The organism is Terrabacter tumescens (genome assembly GCF_014646815.1).
In the GTDB taxonomy this organism is placed as follows: Bacteria; Actinomycetota; Actinomycetes; order Actinomycetales; family Dermatophilaceae; genus Terrabacter; species Terrabacter tumescens.
Genome location: NZ_BMNZ01000007.1, coordinates 112,422 through 135,676 on the forward strand (window position 1 = coordinate 112,422; position 23,255 = coordinate 135,676).

Below are 23,255 nucleotides of genomic sequence, written 5' to 3' on the forward strand. Positions count from 1 at the left end.
TCCTGAGAGGATGAGGCCATGACGCGCCACGCCCAGTCCGAACGCCTGCTGCTCTGCGACGAGCTCGACCGGCTCGGCCCCGACCGGCCGACCCTGTGCGAGGGCTGGGACACGCGCGACCTCGCGGCGCACCTCGTCATCCGGGAGGGACGCCCGGACCTCGCCGTCGGCACGATCCTGCCGTTCCTCCACGCACGCCTCGAGCGCGAGCAGCACCGCATGGCGCAAGGCGACTACAGCGCCCTCGTCGGGCGCGTCCGTCAGGGCGCCCCCGCGTGGAACCCTATGTCGCACCCGAAGGTCGACGAGCTGACCAACCTCGTCGAGTACTTCGTGCACCACGAGGACGTGCGCCGGGCGCAGGCCGACTGGGAGCCCCGCGACCTGCCCGCGGCGCTCCAGGCCAAGCTGTGGTCGGCGCTCAGGCGTTCCGCCCGCCTGATGTTCCGCAAGTCCGCCACCGGCATCGTCCTCATCGGGGAGGGCCAGGGCCGGTATGCCGCGAAGCTGCCCGACCAGCACGGCACCGTCATCCTGCGCGGCACGCCGGCAGAGCTCGTGCTCTACGCCTACGGCCGCAAGGACGTGGCCCGGGTCGAGCTCGAGGGCGACGCCGACGACATCGCCGCGCTGCAGCAGGCCGAGCTCGGCATCAGCTGAGACGCGCGGGCCGCTGAGGCCGACGAGCCCCGATGCGCCCGATGCGCCCCGGCTCAGCGAACGGTGATCCCGGCCGCGCGCAGCGCGTCCTTCACCTCGCCGACCGTGAGCTCCCGGAAGTGGAAGACGCTCGCGGCGAGCACGGCGTCGGCGCCGGCCTCGACCGCCGGCGCGAAGTGCTCGACCCGTCCGGCGCCACCGCTCGCGATGACGGGCACCGACACCGCGGCGCGGACCCGTCGGATCAGCTCGAGGTCGAAGCCGTCCTTGGTGCCGTCGGCGTCCATCGAGTTGAGCAGGATCTCACCGGCACCGAGCTCGGCGGCTCGCGCGCACCACTCGACGGCGTCGAGGTCGACCGGCGTGCGACCGCCGTGCGTCGTCATGACGAAGTCGTCGGTCGGCCTCCCGTCGTCGCCGAGACGGCGGCGGACGTCGGCGGACAGGACGAGCACCTGGGCGCCGAACCGGCTCGCGATCTCGGCGATGAGCTCGGGCCGGGCGATCGCCGCGGTGTTGACGCCGACCTTGTCGGCACCGGCACGCAGCAGCCGGTCGACGTCGTCGACGGAGCGCACACCGCCGCCGACGGTGAGCGGGATGAAGACCTGCTCGGCGGTGCGGCGCACCACGTCGTAGGTGGTCTCCCGGTCGCCGCTGCTCGCCGTGACGTCGAGGAAGGTCAGCTCGTCGACGCCCTGCTCGTCGTAGAGCTTGGCGAGCTCGACGGGGTCACCCGCGTCGCGGAGGTTCTCGAAGTTGACGCCCTTGACGACCCGACCCGCGTCGACGTCCAGGCAGGCAATGACTCTCGTGGCGACCGGCATACGACAAATCTAGGCCAGCGGCCGGGATGGGTAGGGTCGCGCCCATGTGGGACCAGGTGACGCGGCCGCCGCGCGAGGAGCACGTGGACGCCGTCGTGGCGCTGGCGCTCGCTGCCCCGGTGCGGTGCGGCGACGTCGTCGTCATCGCCCTCGACGGCCCGAGCGGCGCGGGCAAGACGACGCTGGCCCGCGGGGTCGAGCTCGCCCTCGAGCAGCAGGGCCCCGTCGCGGTCGTCCACATGGACCACCTCTACCCCGGCTGGGACGGGCTGCTGCAGGCACCGGCGCTGCTCACGGAGCAGGTGCTCGAGCCGCTGGCGCGCGGCGAGCGGGCGGCCTACCGGATCTGGAGCTGGGTGCGCGACGAGTGGGCCAGCACGCGCGAAGTGCCCGACTGCCGCTTCCTCGTCGTCGAGGGCTGCGGCTCCAGCGTGGGGCCGGCGAGGGCGTATGCGGCTCTCTCCGTCTTCGTCGACGCCGACGTCGCGCTCCGGCGGCGTCGCGGCATCGAGCGCGACGGTGAGGCCTACCGCCCGCAGTGGCAGCGGTGGGCCGACCAGGAGACGGCTCTCTTCACCGCCGACGCCACCCGTCGACGGGCGGACCTGGTCCTGGACACCTCGCCCTAGGGGTGCGCCGACGTCGGCCCGCCCGCAGCGGTCCCCGGCTGCTGGTCGGCACGCACCCGTCGGGTGCCGTGGGCCCACATCGCGAGCTCGACGCGGTTGCGGACGCCGAGCTTGGTCATCAGCGAAGCGACGTGGGTCTTGACCGTGCTCAGGCCGACGAACAGCTCGGTGGCGATCTCGGCGTTGGTGCGGCCCCGCGCCACGAGCACGAGCACCTCCTCCTCGCGTTCGGTGAGCGGGTCGACGGGCTGGGCCGGGACGGCCGGCGTCTGGTCGGCGAGGGTCGCCAGCAGCCGACGCGTGACGTTGGGGGCGATCAGCGCGTCCCCGTCGGCGGCCGCGTGCACGGCCTGCACGAGGAGCGCCGGCCCGGCGTCCTTGAGCAGGAAGCCGCGAGCGCCGGCGCGCAGCGCGCCGAGGACGTACTCGTCGAGGTCGAACGTGGTGATCACGACGACCGCCATCGGGTCCGCGACGTCCGGCCCGGCCAGGCGCCGCGTCACCTCGACACCGTCGAGCCCCGGCATCCGGATGTCCACGAGGAGGACATCGGGGCGCAGCCTCTTCGCCAGGTCGAGAGCCGTGAGGCCGTCTGCCGCCTCTCCCACGACCTCGAGGTCGGGTTGCGCGTCGAGGATCATCACCAGCCCGGTCCGGACCAGGTCCTGGTCATCGGCCACGACGACACGGATGCTCATGCGTGCACCCTGGCCGGCAGCACGGCCTCGACCAACCAGCCACCCCCCGGCGCCGGGCCGGCGGTGAGCGACCCCCCGAGGAGCTGGGCGCGTTCTGCCATGCCCAGCAGGCCGAACCCGGGCTGCGGCGCCGGACCCGGCTCGGCGCGTCCGTCATCGCTGACCCTCAGCCTCACGTCCTCGCCCTCCCGCCGCACCTCGATCCGGACGCGACTCGCACTGCGTGCGTGCCGCACTGCGTTGGTCAACGCCTCCTGCGCGAGCCGGTAGAGCGCAGCGTCCACGGGTCGGTCCAAGCGGGTCAACGAGCCCTGCAGCGAGACCTCGACCGTGAGCGTCGCGTCGGCGCGGGCCAGAGACGGCAGATCCGCGACACCTCGCTGCGGTGAGTGGCCGACAGCGTCCTCGTCACGCAGCACGCGCACCATGGACCTCATCTCAGCCAGGGTCCTGGATGCCTCGGACTCGATCGCGGCCAGGACCTCGGCAGCCTTCTCGGGCTGGCTGTCGACCACCACCCCGCCGGCCTGCGCCTGGACCGCGATGGCCGAGACGTGGTGGGCCACGGTGTCGTGCAGCTCGCGGGCCAGTCCCGCCCGCTCCTCGTTGCGGATCTCGCGCTGCTGGCGGTGCCAGAGGTCCGCCCGGTAGCGGAACACGGCCGCGAGGGCGATGACCAGTAGGAGGAGGGCGCTCCCGCCGAGGACGTCGGCGGCGCCCGTGGAGGAGGCGTACATCCCCAGCGCGACGACGACCGCCACGAAGGCGGTCCCCACCACCAGCTCCCGGCCCGAGCCCCACCGCACCAGGGCGTGGAGCAGGATCAGGACGGCGGCCATGGAGTAGAGGTCGAGGTCGCCGGGGTGCGCAGCCAGCTGGAGGCCCGAGAGCAGCCCGGCGACGCCCCAGCCGACCACTGCGGCGTGGAGGGGACGCTGGCGCCGCCAGAGCAGGGCGGGGACCAGCGCCAGGGCGAGCACCACGACCAGCGGTCGCCACGCCAGCCCGGGCCGGACGACGCCCTCCACCAGGGAGGCGACCGCGAACGTCCCCGCCAGCAACCAGTCGAGACGGCCGACGGGAGGGGCGTGCCCAGGCCGCGGCTCGCGCCAGACGGAGCCCCGGAGCGTGACCACGGCCCCAGCCTAGGGTCCCGCGCGGCTCGGCGGACCAGCCGAAAGGAGGAGGCACAGACCGTGCTTTCGGCCGAGTGATCCCCGGCCTCCGGACGGAGGTGTACCCCCGACGGGACCGGCGATCGTGGACTCACCCATCCCCCCAGCGACAACGGAGCCTGCCATGAGCACACGTCGACCCCTCACCCCCGCCGCACTGGACGACCGTCCGATTCCGGTGCAGGCCAAGCTCGCCGCGGCGTGGACGAGCTTCATGTTCCTCTACGCCTACGTGGACATCCTCGGCTTCTACACGCCGGGCACCGTCAAGGACATCCTCGACGGCAAGGTCTACGAGTTCGACCTCTCCCAGACCTTCTCGACCACGGTGCTGACCGTCCTGGGCATCCCGATCTTCATGGTCGTGCTGTCGCTGACGCTGCCCGCCCGGAAGAACCGCACGACGAACCTCGTCGTGGCCTCACTGTTCGTCCCCTTCACCGTCTTCAACGTCGCCGGCGGCTTCTACCTGCTCTTCTACGGCCTCGGCGTGGTGCTGGAGCTCGTCCTCCTCGCGCTGATCCTGCGGTACGCCTGGACCTGGCCCCGCTGCGCACCGTCGGCGACCACGGCGACAGGCTCCGACCGCGCAGCGGTTCGCGCCCGCCCGCACGCGTGAGCCCGCTCGGCACTCACGGCACTGCGGCACCCTGGGACCTGCCCTCGTCGGACCGTCATAGTCTCTGACGGTGCGCGCACCTCGACGAGCCCTCCGTCCGCTTCCCCCGGTGTGGGTCATGGCGGTCGCGCTCGTCGCGGTCGCGGCCAACCTGCGGATCGCCATCACGAGCGTCCCGCCGCTGCTCGACGCGATCTCCGGCGACCTCGGCCTGAGCCACGCCGCTGCCGGCGCGCTCACGACCCTGCCCGTCCTCTGCATGGGCGTCTTCGCCCCCGTGGCGAGCCGGATCGCGCACCACACCGGCGCCGCCGCAGCGGTGCTCCTGGCGGTGGTCAGCATCCTGGCCGGGACGCTGAGCCGCTTCGCGGGCGGGCACGTCGTGGTGCTGTATGCCGGGACCTTCCTCTGCGGTGTCGGCATCGCCGTCGCCGGCACCCTGCTCCCCCGGCTCGTCAAGACCTACTTCCCTCCCGAGCGCACCGGTCTCGTCACGGGCCTCTACATGCTGGCGATGATGGGCGGCGCCGCAGCGAGCTCGGCGATCGCGGTGCCCCTCGCCGACCGGCTCGGCAGCTGGCAGGCCTCGCTCGGGTCGTGGTCGGTCGTCGCGCTCGTCGGCGCCATAGCCTGGGCCCCGTTCACGGTGCGGGCCAACCCCCACCACACCCCCGGCGAGGAGGGACCGGGCCGCCTCCCGTGGCGCCACCCCACCGCCTGGCTCGTCGCCGGCTACCTCGCCCTCCAGTCCTGGTGCTTCTACTCGGCCGTAACGTGGCTCGCCCCGACCTACGTCGAGCACGGCTGGTCACGCGCGTCGGCCGGCTACCTCGCGGCGGCCTTCAGCGGCGCGCAGATCGTCTCGGGGCTGCTCGGGCCCGTCCTCAGCGACCGCACGCACGACATGCGCCGGCTGCTGCTGCCCGCGGCGGCGCTCGGCGTCGCCGGCTCCGTCGGGATCTGGCTCGCGCCGCTCGCGGCGCCGTGGGTGTGGGCCGTCGTCACCGGGCTCGGCCAGGGCGCGGCCTTCTCGCTCGCCCTCGTCCTGCTCGTCCGCTACACCCGGACCCCCGAGGCCAGCGGACGCCTCACGGGCATGGCCTTCCTCATCTCCTACGGCATCGCCTCGATCGGCCCACTGGCCATGGGACTCGTCCGCGACGTGACCGGCGGGCTCTCCGTCGTGTGGTTCGTGCTGGCGGCTTTCGGGGTGCTCCAGGGACTCGTCGTGCTGCGGCTGCGACCCGACCTGCGCCGGGTCGACTGAGGGGCGTCGATCGGGGGCGAGCCGGCCGAAGGGCGTCGACGGGGAGCCTCCATCGGAAGTACGGGCGCTACATCTGGGGCTCATGGGACCTGTGGGGCAGTCCAATAAGTGCGAAAACGCATACAAGGGGCGAAATGCCCGTGCAGAATGCTCGCCGGACGTGCTGACTGCAAGGAGACCGACGGATGCTGCCCGGACCCACCGCGAGACCCATCGCCGAAACCGGCGCTCGCCGAACCCGGACCGGCGGACCCGGACGCGTCGTGTCCGTGCTCGTCGCCGTCGGCCTCGTCGCCGGGCTCCCCGGCCTCGCCGGTGCCGCTCCGGCTGCTGCCGCACCGACCCCGGCCGCCGTCACGACGGCGCCCGCCGCCGTGAGCCTCTCCGTCGTCGCCGGTCCCACCCGTGGTGGCACGACCGTGGACCTCTCCGGGTCCGGCGTCGGGGCCACGACGCGGGTCCTCTTCGGCACGACGGCGGTCACCCGCGTCACGCGCATCTCGAGCACACGGGTCCGGGTCGTCACCCCCGCCCATCGAGCCGGGCTCGCCAGCGTCCGCGTCACCACCCCTGCGGGGACCTCGCCGGACTCACCCCGCTCCACCTTCGCCTTCGACGTCGTGCCCACCGTGTCGGCGCTGTCGACGCACACCTCGACGACCCGCGGCGGCACGGTCGTCACGATCACGGGCACGGGCCTGCTGCGCACGAGCTCGGTCCGTTTCGGCACCGTCGCGGGCACCGGGCTGACCCACCTGTCCGCGACGCAGGTCCGGGTAACGGCCCCGGCGCGCACGGCCGGCACGGTCGACGTCAGGGTCACGACCCCCGGCGGCACGTCCGCCGTCACGGCGGCGGACCGGTTCGCCTACAAGGCGACGCCCGTGGCGCCGGCACCGACCGTCACCGGCCTGTCCGTGTCAGCCGGGCCTACGCGCGGCGGGACCACTGTCCTCGTGTCGGGGACCGGGTTCACCGGCGCGACCGCTGCCACCTTCGGCGGCACCGCCGCGCGGCTCACCGTCCTGTCGAGCACGCGGGTGCGTGTGCTCTCGCCGACCCGGCCCGCCGGCGTCGTCCACGTCCAGGTCCGCACGCCCGGCTGCACGTCCCGCACGTCCACGGCGAGCGCGTACGCCTACGACGCCGTCCCGACCCTGACCGGTCTCTCCCGCGCGTCGGGACCGACGGCCGGCGGCGCCACCGTCACGTTGACGGGCACCGGCCTGACCCGCGCGACCTCGGTGAGGTTCGGCTCGACGACGACCACCCGCGTCGTCCACGTCTCCGCCACGACCCTGCGCGTGACGACCCCGGCGCGGCCCGTCGGCACGGTGGACGTGCGCGTCACGACCCCGGGTGGCCTCTCGGCCGTCACGACACGCGCCCGCTACACCTACCAGGCCCCGCCGGCGGTGACGGCGCTGTCGACGACCGCCGGCCCCCTGCGCGGCGGCACCACGGTCACGGTCTCCGGCCTGCGGCTCACGGGCGCGACCCGGGTGGCCTTCGGGGGCACCAGCGCTGCGTTCACCGTGCTGTCGCCCACGACGATCCGCGCCACGAGCCCCGCCCACGGTGCCGGCCTCGTGGGCGTCACCGTCACCACCCCCTACGGCACGTCGCGCGCCGCCGCGGCGGCCACCTTCACCTACCACCCGACGCCCGTCCTGACGTCCGTGTCACCGCAGACCGGTCCGCCTGCCGGCGGCACGGTGGTGACGCTCACCGGCACGGGGCTCACAAGGGTCGGCGCCGTCCGCTTCGGCGCGACGCCGGCGACCGGCCTCGTGCGGGTGTCGGACACCACGGTGCGGGTCACGACGCCCGCGCACGCCTCCGGACCCGTCGACGTCCAGCTCACCAGCCCCGGCGGCACCTCCGCGGCCGGCACCGGGACCCGCTACACCTACGGCTGGCCGCCCGTCGTCACCTCGCTGTCCGTCGATGCCGGCCCCCTCAAGGGCGGCACCGTCGTGACGCTCACGGGCTCGCACCTCGGCGACGCCACCTCGGTGCAGTTCGGCTCCGTCACCGGCACCGGTCTCGTGCGCGTCTCGGACACGAGCCTGCGCGTGACGTCCCCGGCCCAGGTCGAGGGCGCCGTGGCCGTGCGCGTGGTCAACGTCAACGGCACGAGCCCCGTCACTCCGGCCGGCGTCTTCACCTACGTCGGCGTCCCGGCCGTCTCGGCCCTGTCGACGCCGGCCGGCCCGCTGAAGGGCGGCGTCGTCGTCATCCTCACCGGCACCCGCCTCGGGCTCGCCAGTCGGGTCGACTTCGGCGGCGTGCCCGGCACCGCGCTCGTCCGACTCTCCGACACCCGGCTCCAGGTCACGGCACCTGCGCGACCGGTCGGTCCGGTGGACGTACGCGTCACCACACCGGGCGGCCAGTCCCCCGTCGTCGCGGCGGCACGGTTCACCTACCAGGCGTTGCCGACCGTCTCGTCGGTGTCGCCCGCGCTCGCTCCCACCAAGGGAGGCACCGTCGTGACCCTGACCGGGGCGGCCTACGACCGCGTCTCGTCCGTGACCTTCGGCGGCGTGGCGGCGACGTCGGTGACCCGTCTGTCGGCGACGCAGCTGCGGGTCACCCTGCCGGCTCACGCCGAGGGCGACGTCGACGTGCGCGTCACGACACCCGGAGGCACCGCGGTCGTCGCCCCCGGCGCCCGCTTCTCCTACCAGAACCCCCCGGTGGTCTCCTCGGTCACGCCCGCGTCCGGCCCACTCGGCGTCAGCACCGTCGTCACCCTGAGCGGCACCTCGTTCACCAACGTCGGCGCCGTCCAGTTCGGCGACGTCGCGGCCACGTCGTGGAAGCGCGTCTCGGCCACCTCGCTGACCGCCGTCGTCCCGGCACGCACGGCGACCGGCCTCGTCTCGGTCCGCGTCACGACCCGGGCGGGCACCGTCCTGCGGCCCGACGGCTTCACCTACGTCGCGGGCGCCACCCTCGGGACCGGTCAGACGCTCTCCGCGGGCACGGCGCTGCGGTCCCCGTCGGGCGGCTACGTCGCGACGATGCAGGCCGACGGCAACCTCGTCATCACGACCTCCGGCGGCACCCGACGGTGGACGAGCGCCACGAGCGGCCCCGGCAACCGGCTGCAGGTACGGGCCGACGGCAACGTCGTCATCCTGCGCACCAACGGCACGGTCGCGTGGTCGAGCGGCACCAACGGTTGGACCGGCGCCTCGCTCACCCTGACCGACGGCGGCCTGCTCCAGGCCCGGCAGGGCACGACGACGGTCTGGGACCACCGCGGTGTCCGCTACGACCGCATCCTGCCCGGACAGGTGCTGCGCCCCGGCGAGTCGATCATCGCCACGAACGGCGCCTGGAGCCTGCTCATGCGCACCGACGGCAACCTCGTGCTCAACTCGTCCACGGGCCTCCGCCGGTGGGCGGCGTTCACGACCGGAAACGGCAACACCGCAGCGATGCAGACCGACGGCAACTTCGTCGTCCGCAACACCCGTGGCGTGACGCAGTGGTCGACGAAGACCAGCGGCGCCGGGTCGGTCATCCGCGTGCTCGGCACCGCGAACGTCGCCGTCTACCGCGGCAGCACGATCACGTGGGCCATCACGGGGGGCCCGGCACCGACCAACTGGAAGTGCTACTCACGCGCCACCCAGGACTGCATCCAGCGCTTCGGCTACTACGGCCAGCGGGCCTGGAACTACCCCGTCGACCCGTGGGGCAACAACTGCACCAACTTCTCCGCCTACCGGCTCTCGCGGGACGGGGTGAAGAACCCGGGCAACCTCGGCAACGCGACGACCTGGGACACCAACGCCCGCGCCAAGGGCTTCGCCGTCGACCAGCGGCCGCGTGTCGGAGACATCGCCCAGTGGAACTCCAACCACGTCGCCTACGTGGACTGGGTCAGCTCCGACGGCAACACGGTCGCGATCTCCGAGAGCGGCTACGGCGGAACGGTGCTCGGGTCCACCTACACCTCGATGAGCGGTCGCCGCATCCTCACGCGCGGCAGCTACTCCTGGCCGTCGAACTTCATCCACTTCCGCTGACATAGGCCCCGCCACCCGGGTGGCGGGGCTTGTCGCGGCAGCCACCGGGTGGGAGCCTGCGACGGTGGACCGGACGATCTACGACGCCGTCGGCGGCATGCCCGCACTCGTCTCCCTCGCCCACGCGTGGCACGAGCGCTGCCTCGCCGACCCGGTCGTGTCGCACGCGTTCTCGCACGGCTACCACCCCGACCACTCGGCGCGGCTCGCCGCCTACTGGGCAGAGGCGCTCGGAGGGCCGCGGGGCTACACGTCCTCTGTCGCGAGCGAGACCGAGGTCGTGCGCCTGCACTCCGGCAACGGCGAGCACCGGGAGATGGACGAGCGCGCGGTCGGCTGCTTCGCTTCGGCGCTGGACGACACGGGCCTGTCCGCCGACGAGGTCGTACGCGACGTGCTCGTCGCGTACTTCACCTGGGCCACCGCCTACATGGCCTCCTACCACCGGTCGGCGGGCGAGGTGCCCGACGGCCTCACCGTGCCCGAGTGGTCGTGGGACGGGCTGGTCGCGGGCACTGACGCGCGGCGTACCGCCGGAGAGCCTCAGCCCCAGTAGTCGTCCATGGCCTCGGCGGCCTCGGCGGTCTCGTCGGACACCGACGACGTGCGCCGCTCGGTCACGGTCAGACGGCCCCGGTAGAAGAGCATCGGACGGCCGGACTCGCCGTCCTCGAGGTCGAGCACCCGGCCGACGACGACGTCGTGGTCGCCGGCGACGTGGACCTGCTCGACCGAGCAGTGCACCCGCATGAGCACGCCCGGCAGGCTGGGCCCGCCGTGCTCCGACGGCGACCAGTCGAGGCCCTCGAAGCGCGCGCCGTCGGCCGAGCCGAACCGCGCGATGAGGTCGCGCTGGTCGTGACCGAGCACGTTGACGGTGAACCGGCCGTGGTCGCGCATCCGCGGCCACGAGCGACCCCGGTGGTCCGCGCAGAAGAGCACGAGCGGCGGGTGCAGCGACACCGACGCGAAGGACTGGCAGGCGAATCCGACCGGGGCGGCGCCCTCGGCGAAGCCGGTCACGATGGTGACACCCGTCGCGAAGTGGCCCAGGGCGTGCCGCATGCGCTCCGGGGTCGGGGCGCCCGTCACGACGGGTCCGCCGGGCGCTCGGGCTCGCGAGTCTCACCGAAGGCCTGGACGAGAGCGGCCAGCCGGGAGGCCTCGCGGCCCGCCACGGGGCCGTCGGCCTTCTGGATCGCCATGACGGCGACCGTGTCGCCGTCCTCGAGGTCGAGGGTCACCCACGGCTCACCGCCACCGAACTGGATGCCGACGACCTCGGGCCAGGTCAGCGTGCGGGTCAGCACGAGGTTGCGCACGACGAGTCCCGTCCGGCTCGGCACGGCCACGATCGAGGCGTAGCGCCAGGCGATGAGGGCGACCGCCACACCGAGGCCGAAGAACATCAGGCGGTCACCGAGACCCCATCGGCCGTCGACCTGGCTCGGCATGACGACGGCGATCACCCCGAAGACGACGAGCGAGGTCCACACCACCCCGAGCGCGACCGTGCGGCCTCGGCGCGGCCGGAACGGCGCCCACGCGTCCGAGCCGGGAGTGGGCTCGGGCACCGGTTGTCCCTCGGGCTGGGCGGTCATGCCGTCACTCCTCGCGTCGGGCTCCACCGGTCAGGCTCCACGCGTCACAGCCGGCAGGCCGCGATGTCGGTGACGAGGATGGCCCGCGCGCCGAGGTCGTAGAGCTCGTCCATGAGCCGGTTGCGGCCGATGCGCGGCACCATGGCGCGCACCGCGACCCACGCGTCGTCCTGCAGCGCGGACACCGTCGGCGACTCGAGGCCCGGAGTCAGCTCGCAGGCCCGGTCGACGAGGTCCTTGGGGCAGTCGTAGTCGAGCATGACGTAGGTGCGGGCCGTGATGACGCCGGCGATGCGCCGCTGGAGCACGTCGATGGCCTGCTCCTCACCGGGGCGGTCGCCGCGGATGAGAACGGCCTCGGACCGGAGGATCGGCTCGCCGAAGACCTCGAGACCCTGCTGGCGCAGGGTCGTCCCGGTCTCGACGACGTCGGCGATGCAGTCGGCGACGCCGAGCGTGATGGCCGTCTCGACAGCCCCGTCGAGACGCACGACCTCCGCCGAGATGCCGCGGGCGGCGAGGTCGGAGCGGACGAGACCTGCATACGACGTCGCGACCCGCTTGCCCTCGATGTCCTCGACGGTGGCCACGAGACCCGGCTTGCCGGCATACCGGAACGTCGAGGCGCCGAAACCCAGAGGCATTACCTCGACGGCGTCCGAGCCGGAGTCGAGCAGCAGGTCGCGTCCGGTGACGCCGGCATCGACCGTGCCGGAGCCGACGTAGACGGCGATGTCGCGGGGGCGCAGGTAGAAGAACTCGACGTCGTTCTCGGCGTCGGAGACGACGAGCTCCTTGCTGTCACGGCGCGTGCGGTAGCCCGCCTCACGGAGCAGCTCGACGGTGACGTCGGACAGTGAACCCTTGTTGGGCACGGCGATTCGCAGCATGGGGATGGAAGTCCTCAGAGGTGGGAGTAGACGTCGTCGAGCGAGATGCCCTTGGCGAGCATGAGGACCTGCAGATGGTAGAGGAGCTGGCTGATCTCCTCGGCGGCCTCGTCGTTCGACTGGTACTCGGCGGCCATCCACACCTCGGCCGCCTCCTCGACGATCTTCTTGCCGATCGCGTGGACGCCGGCATCGAGCTGCGCGACGGTGCCCGAACCCTCGGGTCGCGTCTGCGCCTTCTCGGCCAGCTCGGCATACAGCTGCTCAAAGCTCTTCACGGTGCCCCAGCCTACGGGTGGCGCGGGGACTCTCCCGACGCCGCTCACGTCGTGGCGACGCCGCGGATCGCGACGACGGTCGCGACGGCTGCCGTGGCGGCCTCGTGGCCCTTGTCCTCCGCGGACCCCGGCAGCCCGGCGCGGTCGATGGCCTGCGCCTCGTCGTCGCACGTCAGCACACCGAAGCCGATCGGGGTGCTCGTGCGGACCGACACGTCGGTGATCCCGACCGTCGCGGCCTGGCAGACGTAGTCGAAGTGCGGGGTGCCGCCGCGGATGACGACGGCCAGCGCGACGAGGGCGTCGTAGCCGTCCGCGAGCGACGCGCACGCGACGGGGAGCTCGAAGGTGCCGGGGACACGCACGACGTCGACCTCGGTCACGCCCGCGTCCGCGAGGCCCCGACGGGCGCCGTCGAGCAGCCCGTCCATCACCTGCTGGTGCCAGCTCGCCGCGACGACAGCGACCCGCAGGCCCCTGCCGTCGGTGGTGAGGGTGGGTGCGCCGTCCTTCATGCCGTCTCCTTGGTGTTGCCGTTGCCGTGACCGCTGCCGTGGTGCCGGTCGCTCGTGACCGGGATGTCGTGCCCCATGCGCTCGCGCTTGGTGATGAGGTACTGCTCGTTGTCCTCGCCCATCGGGCCGTGCAGCCGCTCGACGGCGACGACGTCGACGCCGAGGCGGCGCAGCGCCGTGACCTTGTTGGGGTTGTTCGTCAGGAGCACGACCTGGGTGGCGCCGAGGTCGTGCAGGATCGCCGCACCGGCGGCGTACTCCCTTGCGTCGACGGGGAGTCCGAGCGCCGTCTGGGCATCGACGGTGTCGGCGCCCGCGTCCTGTTCGGCGTACGCGCGCAGCTTGTCGACGAGCCCGACACCGCGGCCCTCGTGGCCACCGAGGTAGACCACGACCCCGCCCTCACGGCCGATGCGCGACATGGCGGCCTGCAGCTGCGGGCCGCAGTCGCAGCGCAACGACCCGAAGGCGTCGCCGGTGAGGCACTCCGAGTGCAGGCGCGTCACGACGGGTCCGGCGTGGCCTCGCGCGTGAAGGCCGCGGGGGCTGACGAGAGCGACGTGCTCGTCGCCCGTCAGGGTGTCGCGGTAGCCGTGCGCCGTGAAGGTGCCGTGCACCGTGGGGATCCGGGTCGTCGCCAGGCGCTCGACGCGGTCGAAGCGCTGCCGGTGGTGCACGAGCTGCTCGATGGTGATGACGGGCAGGCCGAACTCACGGCCCAGCTCGACGACGGCGTCGAAGCGCATCATGGTGCCGTCGTCGTGGACCAGCTCGCCGATGACACCGACGGGCGAGAGTCCCGCGAGCCGCGTGAGGTCGACGGCCGCCTCGGTGTGCCCCGGGCGGGTGAGCACGCCGCCGTGGCGGGCACGGAGCGGCAGGATGTGGCCGGGCCGGATGAGGTCGGTCGGCGTCGCGTCGGGGTCGGCGAGCACCCGCGCCGTCCGCAGCCGGTCGGCGGCGCTGATGCCCGTGGTGACGCCCGAGGCGGCGTCGACCGACACGGTGTAGGCCGTGCGCAGGGGGTCGCGGTTCTCGGCGACCATGAGCGGCAGCTCGAGCCGGTCGGCGATCTCGGCCGGCATCGGTGCACAGAGGTAGCCGGACGAGTGGCGGATCGTCCACGCCATCCAGTCCTCGGTGGCGGTCTCGGCGGCGAGGACGAGGTCGCCCTCGTTCTCGCGGTCCTCGTCGTCCAGGACGAGGACGGGCCGGCCCGCCTGGAGCGCCTCGAGGGCGGCTTCTACGGTCGAGAGGCGGGTCATGACGTGACCTCCTGCCGGTGGCTGAGCAGGCGCTCGACGTACTTGGCGATGACGTCGACCTCGAGGTTGACGACGTCGCCGACTCCCTTGTGCCCCAATGTCGTCAGGTCGAGCGTGGTGGGGATGAGGGAGACGCCGAACGCGTCGTCGCCGACGTGGGCGACGGTGAGCGAGACGCCGTCCACCGTGATCGACCCCTTCTCGACGACGTATGCCGCGAGGTCGGGTGGGAGCGTGAAGTCGACCGTCTCCCAACGGTCCCCGGGGGTGCGCGCCGTGATGGTGGCGGTGCCGTCGACGTGGCCCTGGACGACGTGGCCGCCGAAGCGGCCGTCGGCAGGCATCGCCCGCTCGAGGTTCACGCGGTCACCGGCAGCCAGCGAGCCGAGGCTGCTGCGCGCGAGCGTCTCGGCCATGACGTCGACCGAGAAGCCCGTCTCGTCGTGCTCGGTCACGGTGAGGCAGACGCCGTTGACGGCGATCGACGCACCGTGCGTCGCATCGCTCACGACGAGGGGGCCGTCGATGCGCAGGACGGCCGACTCGGGGCCGAGCTCGACGGCTGCGACGGTGCCGAGCTCCTCGACGATTCCGGTGAACATGACTGTCTCCTCAGGGTTCTGCGGGTGCGCGCGGGTCGGCGGCGGGTGTGCCGGCACCGGTGGTGGTGGCCGCGACGGCGGCGGTGATGGCGTGTCGTGTGCTGGACGGGCCGGACGTGGGGACGGGCACCGCGTGGATGCGGACGTCTCCCCCGACGACGGCGACGTCGACGAGCTCGAGGCGCCGGACGTCCGAGACGGACCTGATGCCGAGGTCGGCGACCGCGGCGGGGCCGGCGCCGAGCAAGGCCGGTGCCACATAGGCGTAGACGTCGTCGACGAGGCCGGCGCCGAGGAAGGCCGCTGCGAGCGTCGGGCCTCCCTCGAGCCAGACGTCGCGGATCCCCCTGTGCCACAGCAGGTCCAGCGCCTCGCGCGGGTCCTGAGTCTGCAGATGGACCAATGTGCCGGGCTCGTCGCGGACACGCGCGCCGGGCGGGACGGCTCGCAACCCCATGACAGCGCGAAGGGGCTGGTCCGGCGCGAGCGCGCCACCCGGCATACGCACTGTGAGTCTGGGGTCGTCGGCGAGGACGGTGCCGGTGCCCACGAGGACGGCGTCGCGGGTCGCGCGCAGCAGGTGGACGTCGGCCCGGGCCTCCTCGCCCGTGATCCACTGGCTGCTGCCGTCGGCGGCCGCGCTGCGACCGTCGAGGGTGGTGGCCAGCTTCCACGTGACGAGCGGGCGGCCGAGCGCCACGGTGCGGGCCCAGCGCTCGTTGACCGCGGCCGCCTCGTCGGCGAGGACGCCACCGCTGACGTGGACCCCCGCGGCGTGCAGCCGCTCGGCACCGCCGGCGGCGTCGGGGTTCGGGTCGGACTGGGCGAAGACGACGCGCGCGACGCCGGCCTCGGCGAGGGCGGAGGAGCACGGGCCGGTGCGCCCCGTGTGCGAGCACGGCTCGAGGGTGACGAAGGCCGTCGCCCCTCGCGCAGCGTCGCCCGCCTCACGGAGCGCCTCGATCTCGGCGTGCGGGGTCCCGGCGCCGTGGTGGAAGCCCTCCCCCACGACCGCGCCGTCGGGCGCGACGATGACGCACCCGACGCGCGGGTTGGGGTCGGGCCACGGCCCCGAGGCGGCGAGCTTGAGGGCTCGCCGCATCCAGGCCGGGGCCGCGGTGTCACCCATGGGTCAGCTCGACGTCCCGGTCAGCTGCGGCTCGACGTCACGCTCGGCGACGCGCGACACCTTGACCCACTGGGTGAAGCCGTAGATGACGAAGAGGCCGTAGAACGTGTAGAGCACGCCGGTCGGCACGTAGTCGGTCGCGAAGGCGAACGGCACACCGACCAGGTCGACGGCGATCCAGGCGAGCCAGAACTCGTTCCAGCCGCGCGCCATGGCGTAGGTCGCGACGATCGAGCCGACGAAGATCCACGCGTCGCACCAGTAGAACCACCACTCGGGCGTGAAGAACGGGTTCGGCGAAAGGTTCCAGAGCCAGACGAACGCCTGGTGCACCACGACGGTGCCGACGAGCCAGAAGGCGACGACGGCGACGCGCTCGCGACTCGTGGCCCACCGCGGCGTGATGGCGACGCCGCTCGCGTCGTCGGCGTGGTTGAGCCGGCGCACCTGCGACCAGCGCCACCAGCCGTAGATGCTCGTGACGATGAAGAAGACCTGACGGCCGGCCTGCCCGAACAGCGGGATCCGCTCGTCGGCGCCGAAGACGGCACCGAGGTAGACGAAGAACAGCATGATGTTGGCGAGGATCCCGACCGGCCACGCCCACACCCAGCGACGCATGCCGAGGTAGGCGGAGGCGAGCCCGATGAGCACGCCGATGAGCTCCAGCCAGTGCAGCTGGTAGGGCCCAATGGGGATCGTGGCGTCGATGGCCTGTTGGAAGACGTTCTTCGTCTGGTCGGCCAGAGCAAGAGCCTGCATGTGGTGTTCGTCCTTGGTGGTTCGTCGTGGCACGGACGAACTCCGGGGTACCTCCACACGCCCACGCGGTCCGGGCCGGCACGGACGACGCCGACGGCCCAGGCCACGACGGCCTGTTTCGTGCTGCCTCCCATCCGGACTTTCACCGTCGGTCCCGGAATTTCACCAGGTCAACCGGCCGCTGGATGCGGTCGGGTCGCGGACTTTAACCGCCGGCTCGGAATTACACCGACCCCGGAGCACGTAGAGCCAGTATGCACCCGTGACCGGACGCAGGTCACACCGTGACCGCGTGACGGCCACCACGGGTGCAGCCGCAGCTCATCCCCCGAGCACGACCGCCTGCAACGACCCGCCCTTGAAGCGGCGCACCTCCTGCGGCCAGCCGCACCCCTGCGCCACCCGCCCCGCCCACATGCGCGCGACCTCGTCGTCGGGCACGTCCACGATGGTCAGCCCGCCGAGCCACTCCTTGGTCTCGACGAAGGGCCCGTCGGTGACGACCAGCTCGCCGCTCGTGGCGTCCGCGCTCGCGGCCTCCTCGAGCTCCTCGACCAGTCCGCCGGCGTAGACCAGGACGCCTTCGTCCTGCATGTCCCGAATGACGGCCGTGGACGGTTCGACGCGGCCCTCGAACCACGCCTCGTCGTGGTCGCCGACCCACTGCTGGTTGAAGTAGATGAGGTACTGAGGCATCGCGCTCCCCTTCGTCGGGCGCACCCGGTGTCCGCCACTACAGACGCTACGAACAGCAGTCTGCCGATACGACGGCCGCGATGGAGGGTGACAGCCCGACCGGCTGACCCTTTCGTACGAGCGGCCTCGACTCCCACCGAGGGAGCCGGATGGGGAGTTCATCGAGACGCGCGTGGCCGTGCGTGAGTGGCGGCCTTCTGGTGGCCACGTCGGCGGCGACGCCGACCCACCCACTGGGCGGTCTCACTGACAGCCGCCGCCGCCGCGACCGCCAAGGTCAGGGTCGTCAGAGCCAGGTCACCCTTGTTGTGGTCGCGCAGCCGCATACCCCCACATGCCCTCCTGTCGCAGGTCCAAACGCACGACCGGCCGGGGCGAGCGACGGTACCGCAGCACGGAACGACAGCAGCGTCTGCGGATCAGGACAGAGTTGCGAACCACGCCTCGACGGTGGGCACCCGCTGCACGAGCGGGTGGAGGCAGAAGACGCTCTCGTGCCGGATCTCCCCGACGAGGACGACGTGGGCGAGGTCGCCGGCCCGGGCTCGCACGAGCGCTGCTCCGAGCTCGACGAACATCCCCCGCCCGTCGTGCTCGGAGGCCACGACGAGAACGGCGTCCGCCTGCACCACTGCGTCGAGCGCCTCCGAGGCCATCCGGTCAGATCGCTCGACCTGGCTCGCGTAGTCCTCGGCGAACGACACGTCCGCGCTCCAGTCCAAGGTCAGCTCGTGGCCCGCAGCGAGCACGGCGTCCTGGACCTGCCGCACCGTGACGACGTCGGCGACCGGCCCCGAGACGTAGATCCTCATGCCGGCACCCTGTCACGCGCCGAGGACAGTCGCGCCACGACGACCCCCGGCCAGCCGATGCCGCCGACCCCTGCGGGCCATGCTTCACCAGGGCGGGGAAACCGCGGCGTGCTGCCGCGCCACGTCGAGGAGCAGGTGGTTGTCTCGGGCTCGTCAGTGGCGGTGCCCGGTCGCGAGCGCGCGCAGCTCCTCGACCGCCTGCGCAGCGTCGTCGGCCCCGTAGACGGCCGACCCGGCGACGAACACGTCCGCCCCCGCCTCGGCGCACTGCTCGATGGTGTCGGCGCTGACCCCGCCGTCGACCTGGACCCAGATCTCGCCGCCGTGGCGGCGCACGGCCTCGCGCACCTGGCGCACCTTGGGCATCTGGTCGGCCATGAACGACTGGCCGCCGAAGCCGGGCTCGACGGTCATGACGAGCACCATGTCGAGGTCCGGCAGCAGCTCTTCGTAGGGCGCGAACGCCGTGCCCGGCTTGAGCGCCATCGAGGCCCGCGCGCCGGCCGCGCGCAGCGTCCGAGCGAGGGCACGCGGGTCACGCGCCGCCTCGACGTGGAAGGTCACCGACTGGCAGCCGGCCTCCGCGTAGGAGGGCGCCCAACGGTCGGGGTCCTCGATCATGAGGTGCGCGTCGATCGGGATCGGGCTCACCTTGAGCAGCGCCTCGACGACGGGCAGGCCGAGGGTCAGGTTCGGCACGAAGTGGGCGTCCATGACGTCGACGTGCGCCCAGTCGGCGCTCGCGATGCGCCCCAGCTCCGCCTCGAGGTTGGCGAAGTCGGCGGACAGGATGCTCGGTGAGATCTGCACGCGCACAGCCTAGGGCCGGGCCGTCGGTGTCACTCCGCGGCCTTGGTCCAGACCGAGACGTGCGACTGCGACTCGGCGGTGAACGGCGATCGGTCCCAGTCGGCCCAGCGGTCGCGCAGGGTCAGTCCGGCGATGCGCGCCATGAGGTCGAGCTCGGCAGGCCACACGTAGCGGTGCGCCGACGCCCCGTACCGCGCGATGCGGCGCCCGTCGGCGTCCTCCCCGGCCTGCGTGTAATGGTGCGACACCGACAGCTGCGTCACGACGTCGACGGTGTCGAAGCCGACGTGACGCTGCCCCACGTGGAAGGGGACCGCCGTCTGCCCCGGAGGCATCCGGCGCAGCTGCGGCACGAAGACCTCGATGACGAACGCTCCCCCGGGCGCGAGCTGCGCCGCGACGGTGCGGAAGCACTCGACCTGCGCGTCCTGGGTCAGCAGGTTGGTGATGGTGTTGTAGACGAGGTAGGCGACGCGGTAGCCGCTGCCGACCTGCGTCGTCGCCATGTCCCCGATCGTCACCGGCAGCCGGTCGCCGCCGGGCTTGCTCCGCAGCTGCGCGACCATCGCCTCGGAGAAGTCGATGCCGTGCACCTCGACGCCGCGCTCCGTCAGCGGCAGGGCCACCCGACCGGTGCCGATCGCGAGCTCCAGCGCCGGCCCCTTCCCCGCCAGCTCGTGAAGCACGTCGACGGTCGGGCCGAGCACCTCCGGCGCGAACATGTGGGCCGAGCCCGCGTCGTAGCCCGGGGCCACCCGCTCGTCGAAGGGGCTGGGCTCGAGGTCGTCGATCGCGTATGCCGTCACGCCACCACCCTGCCCACCGGTCCGTCGGCGCGCGAACGGTTTTCCGGCCCCCGCGCGCCGACGGACGGGGCCCGAGCGTCCGGAGACGTCCTCGTCAGTCCTACCGCTTGCGCAGCAGGGCGAAGAACATCGCGTCGGTGCCGTGGACGTGCGGCCACAGCTGGACGTACGGCCCCTCGCCGAGATCGGGGAGCTGGCGTCCGGCCGCGTCGACGAAGAACGGGCGGGCGTCGACGAGCTCGATGTCGTCGCGGCGCTTGAGCACGTCGGCCACGACGAAGCGTGTCTCGTTGAGGTGGGGGCTGCAGGTGGCGTAGCCGACGAGACCGCCGGTCGCGGTGGCGTCGATGCCCGAGGTGAGCAGCTCGCGCTGCAGCCCGGCCAGCGCCGCGACGTCGCCCGCCGTCCGTCGCCACCGGGCCTCGGGCCGACGCCGCAGCGCCCCCAGCCCGGTGCACGGCGCGTCGATGAGCACGCGGCTGAAGCCTCCGGGCTCGACCTCGCCGAGGTCACGCCCGTCGCCGTGCCGCACCTTGAGGCTCGTGTCGGCCTCACGTGCAGCGACCCGCGCCGCCGCGAGCGTCTGCCACACGAGGTCGGCACGGTGCTCGCTGATCTCGTTGGCCACAAAGGGGACTCGCCGCTCGATGGCGAGCGAGGCGAGCAGGCCGGCCTTGCCGCCGGGGCCGGCGCACAGGTCGAGCCAGCGCTCGTGCCGGGCCGCGTCACCCTCGGTCTCTGCGCCGGCCAGCGCGAGCACGAGAAGCTGCGAGCCCTCGTCCTGCACGGCGGCGCGCCCGTCGCGGACGGCCGCGATGGCTCCGGGGTCACCCTCCGGCAGCGTCGCCCCGACGGGGCTCAGCCCGGAGCGCTCGGCTCCGGCGTCCTCGAGCTCGTCGAGCGACGCGAGACCCGGGCGCGCGACGAGCGACACCTTGGCCGGCGCGTTGTCGCTCTCGAGCAGCGCCGTCAGCGACGCGTCGACGTCTGCCGGACCTGCGACTCCGTGCCCGATGAGCGCCGCCCGGAGGGCCTTCGCGATCCAGACGGGGTGCGAGGTGCGCAGGGCCAGACGCTCGACGGGGTCGCTGACACCCTCGGTGACGAGATCGGCCCAGACCCCGGGCTCGCGCTCGCTGATGCGCCGCATGACAGCGTTGACGAAGCCGGCGGCGCCGGCGCCGTTGACCTGGCGGGCCAGGGCCACGGTCTCGTCGACGGCCGCGTGGCTGGGCACGCGCATGCCGAGCAGCTGGTGCACGCCGAGCCGGAGCGTGTCGAGCACGTTGGCGTCGATCTTGTCGACGGGTCGTCCCGCTGCCGACGCGATGATCGCGTCGTAGAGCCCCGACAGGCGCGTGGCGCCGTAGACGAGCTCCGTGGCGAAGCCGGCGTCTCGACCGCCGATCCGCTTGTCGCGCAGCAGCTTCGGCAGCGCGAGGTTGGCGTAGGCGCCGTCGGCGATCTCGCGCATCGCCGTGTAGGCGGCCAGCCTCGGCGCATCCGTGCGCCGGGCTCGCTCCGAGGGTCGCTGCTCGGACCGGTGACCGGCCGAGCGCTCGCGGGCCTGCGGACGCTGGCGCTCACCGCGCCGGCCGTCGCCACCTCGACCCACACCCTCACGGCCGTCGCCCCTCGGACCGTGTCCTCGTCGCTCGTCACTCATCGCCGACCCGCTCCCCCGCCTCGATGCGCGTGCCCCGCGCCCAGTCCGCCGCCGGCATCGGCTTCTTGCCGTGCGCCTGCACCGTGCCCAGGCGCACCGGCCCGGTGCCGGTGCCGACGAAGACGGCCCTCTTCGTGACGACGAGCTCGCCTGCAGCCAGGGGCGAGCCGTCAGGGAGGTCGCCGACCGAGGCGATGCTCACGGGTGAGACCTTGAGGCGCTCTCCCCTGAACGTGGTCCACGCCCCGGGCGCCGGGCTGCAGCCGCGCACGAGCCGGTCGACCGCGATGGCCGGCCGGGTCCAGACGATGCGCGCGTCGTCGACCTCGATCTTCGGGGCGAGCGAGACGCCCTCGGTCGGCTGCGGCACCGCGACGAGCTCACCGGACTCGAGACCGTCGAGGGTCGCGACGAGCAGCCCGGCTCCCGCCGTGGCCAGCCGGTCCAGCAGGTCGCCGGAGGTGTCGGTCGGACGGATCGTCTCGGTCATGATTCCGAGCACGGGTCCGGTGTCGAGGCCGCGCTCGAGGACGAAGGTCGACGCACCGGTCACCTCGTCACCGGCCATGATGGCGTGCTGCACAGGCGCGGCTCCGCGCCAAGCGGGCAGGAGCGAGAAGTGCAGGTTGATCCACCCGAGGCGCGGGATCGCGAGCGCGTCGGGCGGGACGATGTTGCCGTAGGCGACGACAGGGCACGCATCGGGTGCCAGCGCCGTCAGGTCGCGCAGGAAGTCCGGGTCCTTGGCGCGGACCGGGGTCAGCACCGGCACCCCGAGCTCCTCGGCGCGGCGCTTGACGGGCGAGGCCTCGAGCCGCCGCCCGCGACCGGACGGCGCGTCGGGCCGGGTGACGACCCCGACGAGCTCGTGCCGGGAGGACGCGACGGCATCGAGGCTGGGCACGGCCACCTCGGGCGTGCCGGCGAAGACGACTCTCATGTCACATCGCCCGGCCGAAGGTGGAGTGCGGGCTGATGCGCACCTCGGGCGGGTTGTCGGCGAACCAGTCCGCCTCGCGGATGGCGCGCATCGCCTCGCGGCGCGCCTCCGGGTCGAGGCGGTCGACGAAGAGGATGCCGTCGAGGTGGTCGGTCTCGTGCTGCACGCAGCGGGCGAGCAGCTGGGTGCCCTCGAGCCGGACGGGCTCGCCCCACATGTTCTGCCCCTTGGCGACGACCGACAGCGCGCGCTTGGTGTCGAAGGCGAGGCCCGGCATCGACAGGCAGCCCTCGGGTCCGTCCTGCTCGTCGTCGGAGAGGTCGAGCACGGGGTTGACGAGGTGTCCGAGCACGCCGTCGACCCAGTAGGTGAAGACCCGCAGGCCGACGCCGATCTGCGGCGCGGCGAGTCCTGCGCCGGGGGCGTCGAGCATCGTGTCCTCGAGGTCCTTGACGAGGACGCGCAGCTGCTTGTCGAAGTCGGTGACCTCGGCGGCCGCGGTCCGCAGGACCGGGTCGCCGAAGAGTCGGATGTCCTTGATCGACACAGGTCTCCAGGGAGTCGTGGA

The 23,255-nt window shown here is 72.9% G+C and carries 25 protein-coding genes and 1 riboswitch; of the genes, 6 read left to right on the forward strand and 19 right to left on the reverse strand.

What is annotated here, in order from left to right:
- Positions 1-18: 18 nt before the first annotated feature.
- Positions 19-660: a TIGR03085 family metal-binding protein gene (locus IEY30_RS17805; protein WP_030201964.1), complete on the forward strand. Its 642-nt coding sequence runs from the start codon at positions 19-21 to the stop codon at positions 658-660.
- A 53-nt stretch (positions 661-713) separates the two neighbouring features.
- Here IEY30_RS17805 and hisF read toward each other — a convergent pair whose 3' ends face one another.
- Positions 714-1,487 (reverse strand): imidazole glycerol phosphate synthase subunit HisF, encoded by a 774-nt coding sequence (gene hisF / locus IEY30_RS17810; RefSeq protein WP_030201961.1) that lies wholly within the window; start codon positions 1,485-1,487, stop codon positions 714-716.
- A gap of 44 nt (positions 1,488-1,531) precedes the next feature.
- Here hisF and IEY30_RS17815 point away from each other — a divergent pair, with 44 nt between their 5' ends.
- The gene (locus tag IEY30_RS17815; RefSeq protein ID WP_030201953.1) at positions 1,532-2,116 is read left to right on the forward strand and encodes a uridine kinase family protein; all 585 of its coding nucleotides are present in this window, start codon (positions 1,532-1,534) and stop codon (positions 2,114-2,116) included.
- Here the strand turns inward: IEY30_RS17815 and IEY30_RS17820 are convergent.
- Positions 2,113-2,814, reverse strand: a complete 702-nt coding sequence (locus tag IEY30_RS17820; protein WP_052358876.1) for a response regulator — start codon at positions 2,812-2,814, stop codon at positions 2,113-2,115. The genes IEY30_RS17815 and IEY30_RS17820 overlap by 4 nt on opposite strands.
- Positions 2,811-3,950 (reverse strand): sensor histidine kinase, encoded by a 1,140-nt coding sequence (locus IEY30_RS17825; protein WP_030201948.1) that lies wholly within the window; start codon positions 3,948-3,950, stop codon positions 2,811-2,813. The genes IEY30_RS17820 and IEY30_RS17825 overlap by 4 nt, the downstream gene beginning before the upstream one ends.
- 163 nt (positions 3,951-4,113) lie before the next feature.
- Here IEY30_RS17825 and IEY30_RS17830 point away from each other — a divergent pair, with 163 nt between their 5' ends.
- From IEY30_RS17830 to IEY30_RS17845, 4 genes are all read left to right on the forward strand, one after another.
- Entirely contained in the window at positions 4,114-4,608 is a 495-nt protein-coding gene (locus tag IEY30_RS17830) for a DUF6326 family protein (RefSeq protein WP_030201945.1), read from the forward strand.
- 70 nt (positions 4,609-4,678) lie between these two features.
- The gene (locus tag IEY30_RS17835) at positions 4,679-5,875 is read left to right on the forward strand and encodes an MFS transporter (RefSeq protein WP_229675077.1); all 1,197 of its coding nucleotides are present in this window, start codon (positions 4,679-4,681) and stop codon (positions 5,873-5,875) included.
- Positions 5,876-6,060: 185 nt separating this feature from the next.
- Positions 6,061-9,915 (forward strand): IPT/TIG domain-containing protein, encoded by a 3,855-nt coding sequence (locus IEY30_RS22155; protein ID WP_081920620.1) that lies wholly within the window; start codon positions 6,061-6,063, stop codon positions 9,913-9,915.
- Positions 9,916-9,979: 64 nt separating this feature from the next.
- A complete protein-coding gene (locus IEY30_RS17845; RefSeq protein WP_030201939.1) occupies positions 9,980-10,471 on the forward strand; it encodes a globin domain-containing protein in 492 nt (163 codons plus the stop codon).
- On the opposite strand, the gene IEY30_RS17850 is transcribed toward IEY30_RS17845, so the two are convergent.
- The 16 genes from IEY30_RS17850 to def all read right to left on the reverse strand — a co-directional run bounded on the left by IEY30_RS17850 (position 10,459) and on the right by def (position 23,234).
- Entirely contained in the window at positions 10,459-11,007 is a 549-nt protein-coding gene (locus tag IEY30_RS17850; RefSeq protein ID WP_030201936.1) for a flavin reductase family protein, read from the reverse strand. The two genes, IEY30_RS17845 and IEY30_RS17850, sit on opposite strands and share 13 nt — an antisense overlap.
- Entirely contained in the window at positions 11,004-11,516 is a 513-nt protein-coding gene (locus IEY30_RS17855) for a PH domain-containing protein (protein ID WP_030201932.1), read from the reverse strand. The genes IEY30_RS17850 and IEY30_RS17855 overlap by 4 nt, the downstream gene beginning before the upstream one ends.
- A gap of 44 nt (positions 11,517-11,560) precedes the next feature.
- Entirely contained in the window at positions 11,561-12,406 is an 846-nt protein-coding gene (gene hisG / locus IEY30_RS17860) for an ATP phosphoribosyltransferase (protein WP_030201930.1), read from the reverse strand.
- 14 nt (positions 12,407-12,420) lie between these two features.
- Positions 12,421-12,684, reverse strand: a complete 264-nt coding sequence (locus tag IEY30_RS17865; RefSeq protein WP_028785574.1) for a phosphoribosyl-ATP diphosphatase — start codon at positions 12,682-12,684, stop codon at positions 12,421-12,423.
- 44 nt (positions 12,685-12,728) lie between these two features.
- A complete protein-coding gene (gene ribH, locus IEY30_RS17870) occupies positions 12,729-13,199 on the reverse strand; it encodes a 6,7-dimethyl-8-ribityllumazine synthase (RefSeq protein ID WP_030201927.1) in 471 nt (156 codons plus the stop codon).
- Complete coding sequence (gene ribB / locus IEY30_RS17875; RefSeq protein WP_052358874.1) at positions 13,196-14,464, reverse strand: 3,4-dihydroxy-2-butanone-4-phosphate synthase; 1,269 nt, start codon at positions 14,462-14,464, stop codon at positions 13,196-13,198. Before ribB ends, ribH begins: the two co-directional genes overlap by 4 nt.
- Positions 14,461-15,066, reverse strand: a complete 606-nt coding sequence (locus IEY30_RS17880) for a riboflavin synthase (protein WP_030201920.1) — start codon at positions 15,064-15,066, stop codon at positions 14,461-14,463. Before IEY30_RS17880 ends, ribB begins: the two co-directional genes overlap by 4 nt.
- Positions 15,067-15,076: 10 nt before the next feature.
- On the reverse strand, positions 15,077-16,195 hold the full coding sequence (ribD, locus tag IEY30_RS17885) for a bifunctional diaminohydroxyphosphoribosylaminopyrimidine deaminase/5-amino-6-(5-phosphoribosylamino)uracil reductase RibD (RefSeq protein ID WP_081920619.1): 1,119 nt from the start codon (positions 16,193-16,195) through the stop codon (positions 15,077-15,079).
- A 3-nt stretch (positions 16,196-16,198) separates the two neighbouring features.
- Positions 16,199-16,957 (reverse strand): nicotinamide mononucleotide transporter family protein, encoded by a 759-nt coding sequence (locus tag IEY30_RS17890; protein WP_030201916.1) that lies wholly within the window; start codon positions 16,955-16,957, stop codon positions 16,199-16,201.
- Between the two features lie 117 nt (positions 16,958-17,074).
- Positions 17,075-17,203, reverse strand: a riboswitch (FMN riboswitch).
- A gap of 75 nt (positions 17,204-17,278) precedes the next feature.
- Complete coding sequence (locus IEY30_RS17895; RefSeq protein WP_030201914.1) at positions 17,279-17,653, reverse strand: YciI family protein; 375 nt, start codon at positions 17,651-17,653, stop codon at positions 17,279-17,281.
- Positions 17,654-18,072: 419 nt separating this feature from the next.
- A complete protein-coding gene (locus IEY30_RS17900) occupies positions 18,073-18,465 on the reverse strand; it encodes a hypothetical protein (protein ID WP_030201912.1) in 393 nt (130 codons plus the stop codon).
- 153 nt (positions 18,466-18,618) lie between these two features.
- Positions 18,619-19,275, reverse strand: a complete 657-nt coding sequence (rpe, locus tag IEY30_RS17905) for a ribulose-phosphate 3-epimerase (RefSeq protein WP_030201910.1) — start codon at positions 19,273-19,275, stop codon at positions 18,619-18,621.
- Between the two features lie 29 nt (positions 19,276-19,304).
- On the reverse strand, positions 19,305-20,081 hold the full coding sequence (locus IEY30_RS17910; RefSeq protein WP_229675078.1) for a class I SAM-dependent DNA methyltransferase: 777 nt from the start codon (positions 20,079-20,081) through the stop codon (positions 19,305-19,307).
- 100 nt (positions 20,082-20,181) lie between these two features.
- Positions 20,182-21,747 (reverse strand): RsmB/NOP family class I SAM-dependent RNA methyltransferase, encoded by a 1,566-nt coding sequence (locus tag IEY30_RS17915; protein ID WP_030201908.1) that lies wholly within the window; start codon positions 21,745-21,747, stop codon positions 20,182-20,184.
- Complete coding sequence (gene fmt / locus IEY30_RS17920) at positions 21,740-22,687, reverse strand: methionyl-tRNA formyltransferase (RefSeq protein WP_030201907.1); 948 nt, start codon at positions 22,685-22,687, stop codon at positions 21,740-21,742. Before fmt ends, IEY30_RS17915 begins: the two co-directional genes overlap by 8 nt.
- 1 nt (position 22,688) lies before the next feature.
- Complete coding sequence (gene def / locus IEY30_RS17925; RefSeq protein WP_030201904.1) at positions 22,689-23,234, reverse strand: peptide deformylase; 546 nt, start codon at positions 23,232-23,234, stop codon at positions 22,689-22,691.
- Between the last annotated feature and the right edge of the window lie 21 nt (positions 23,235-23,255).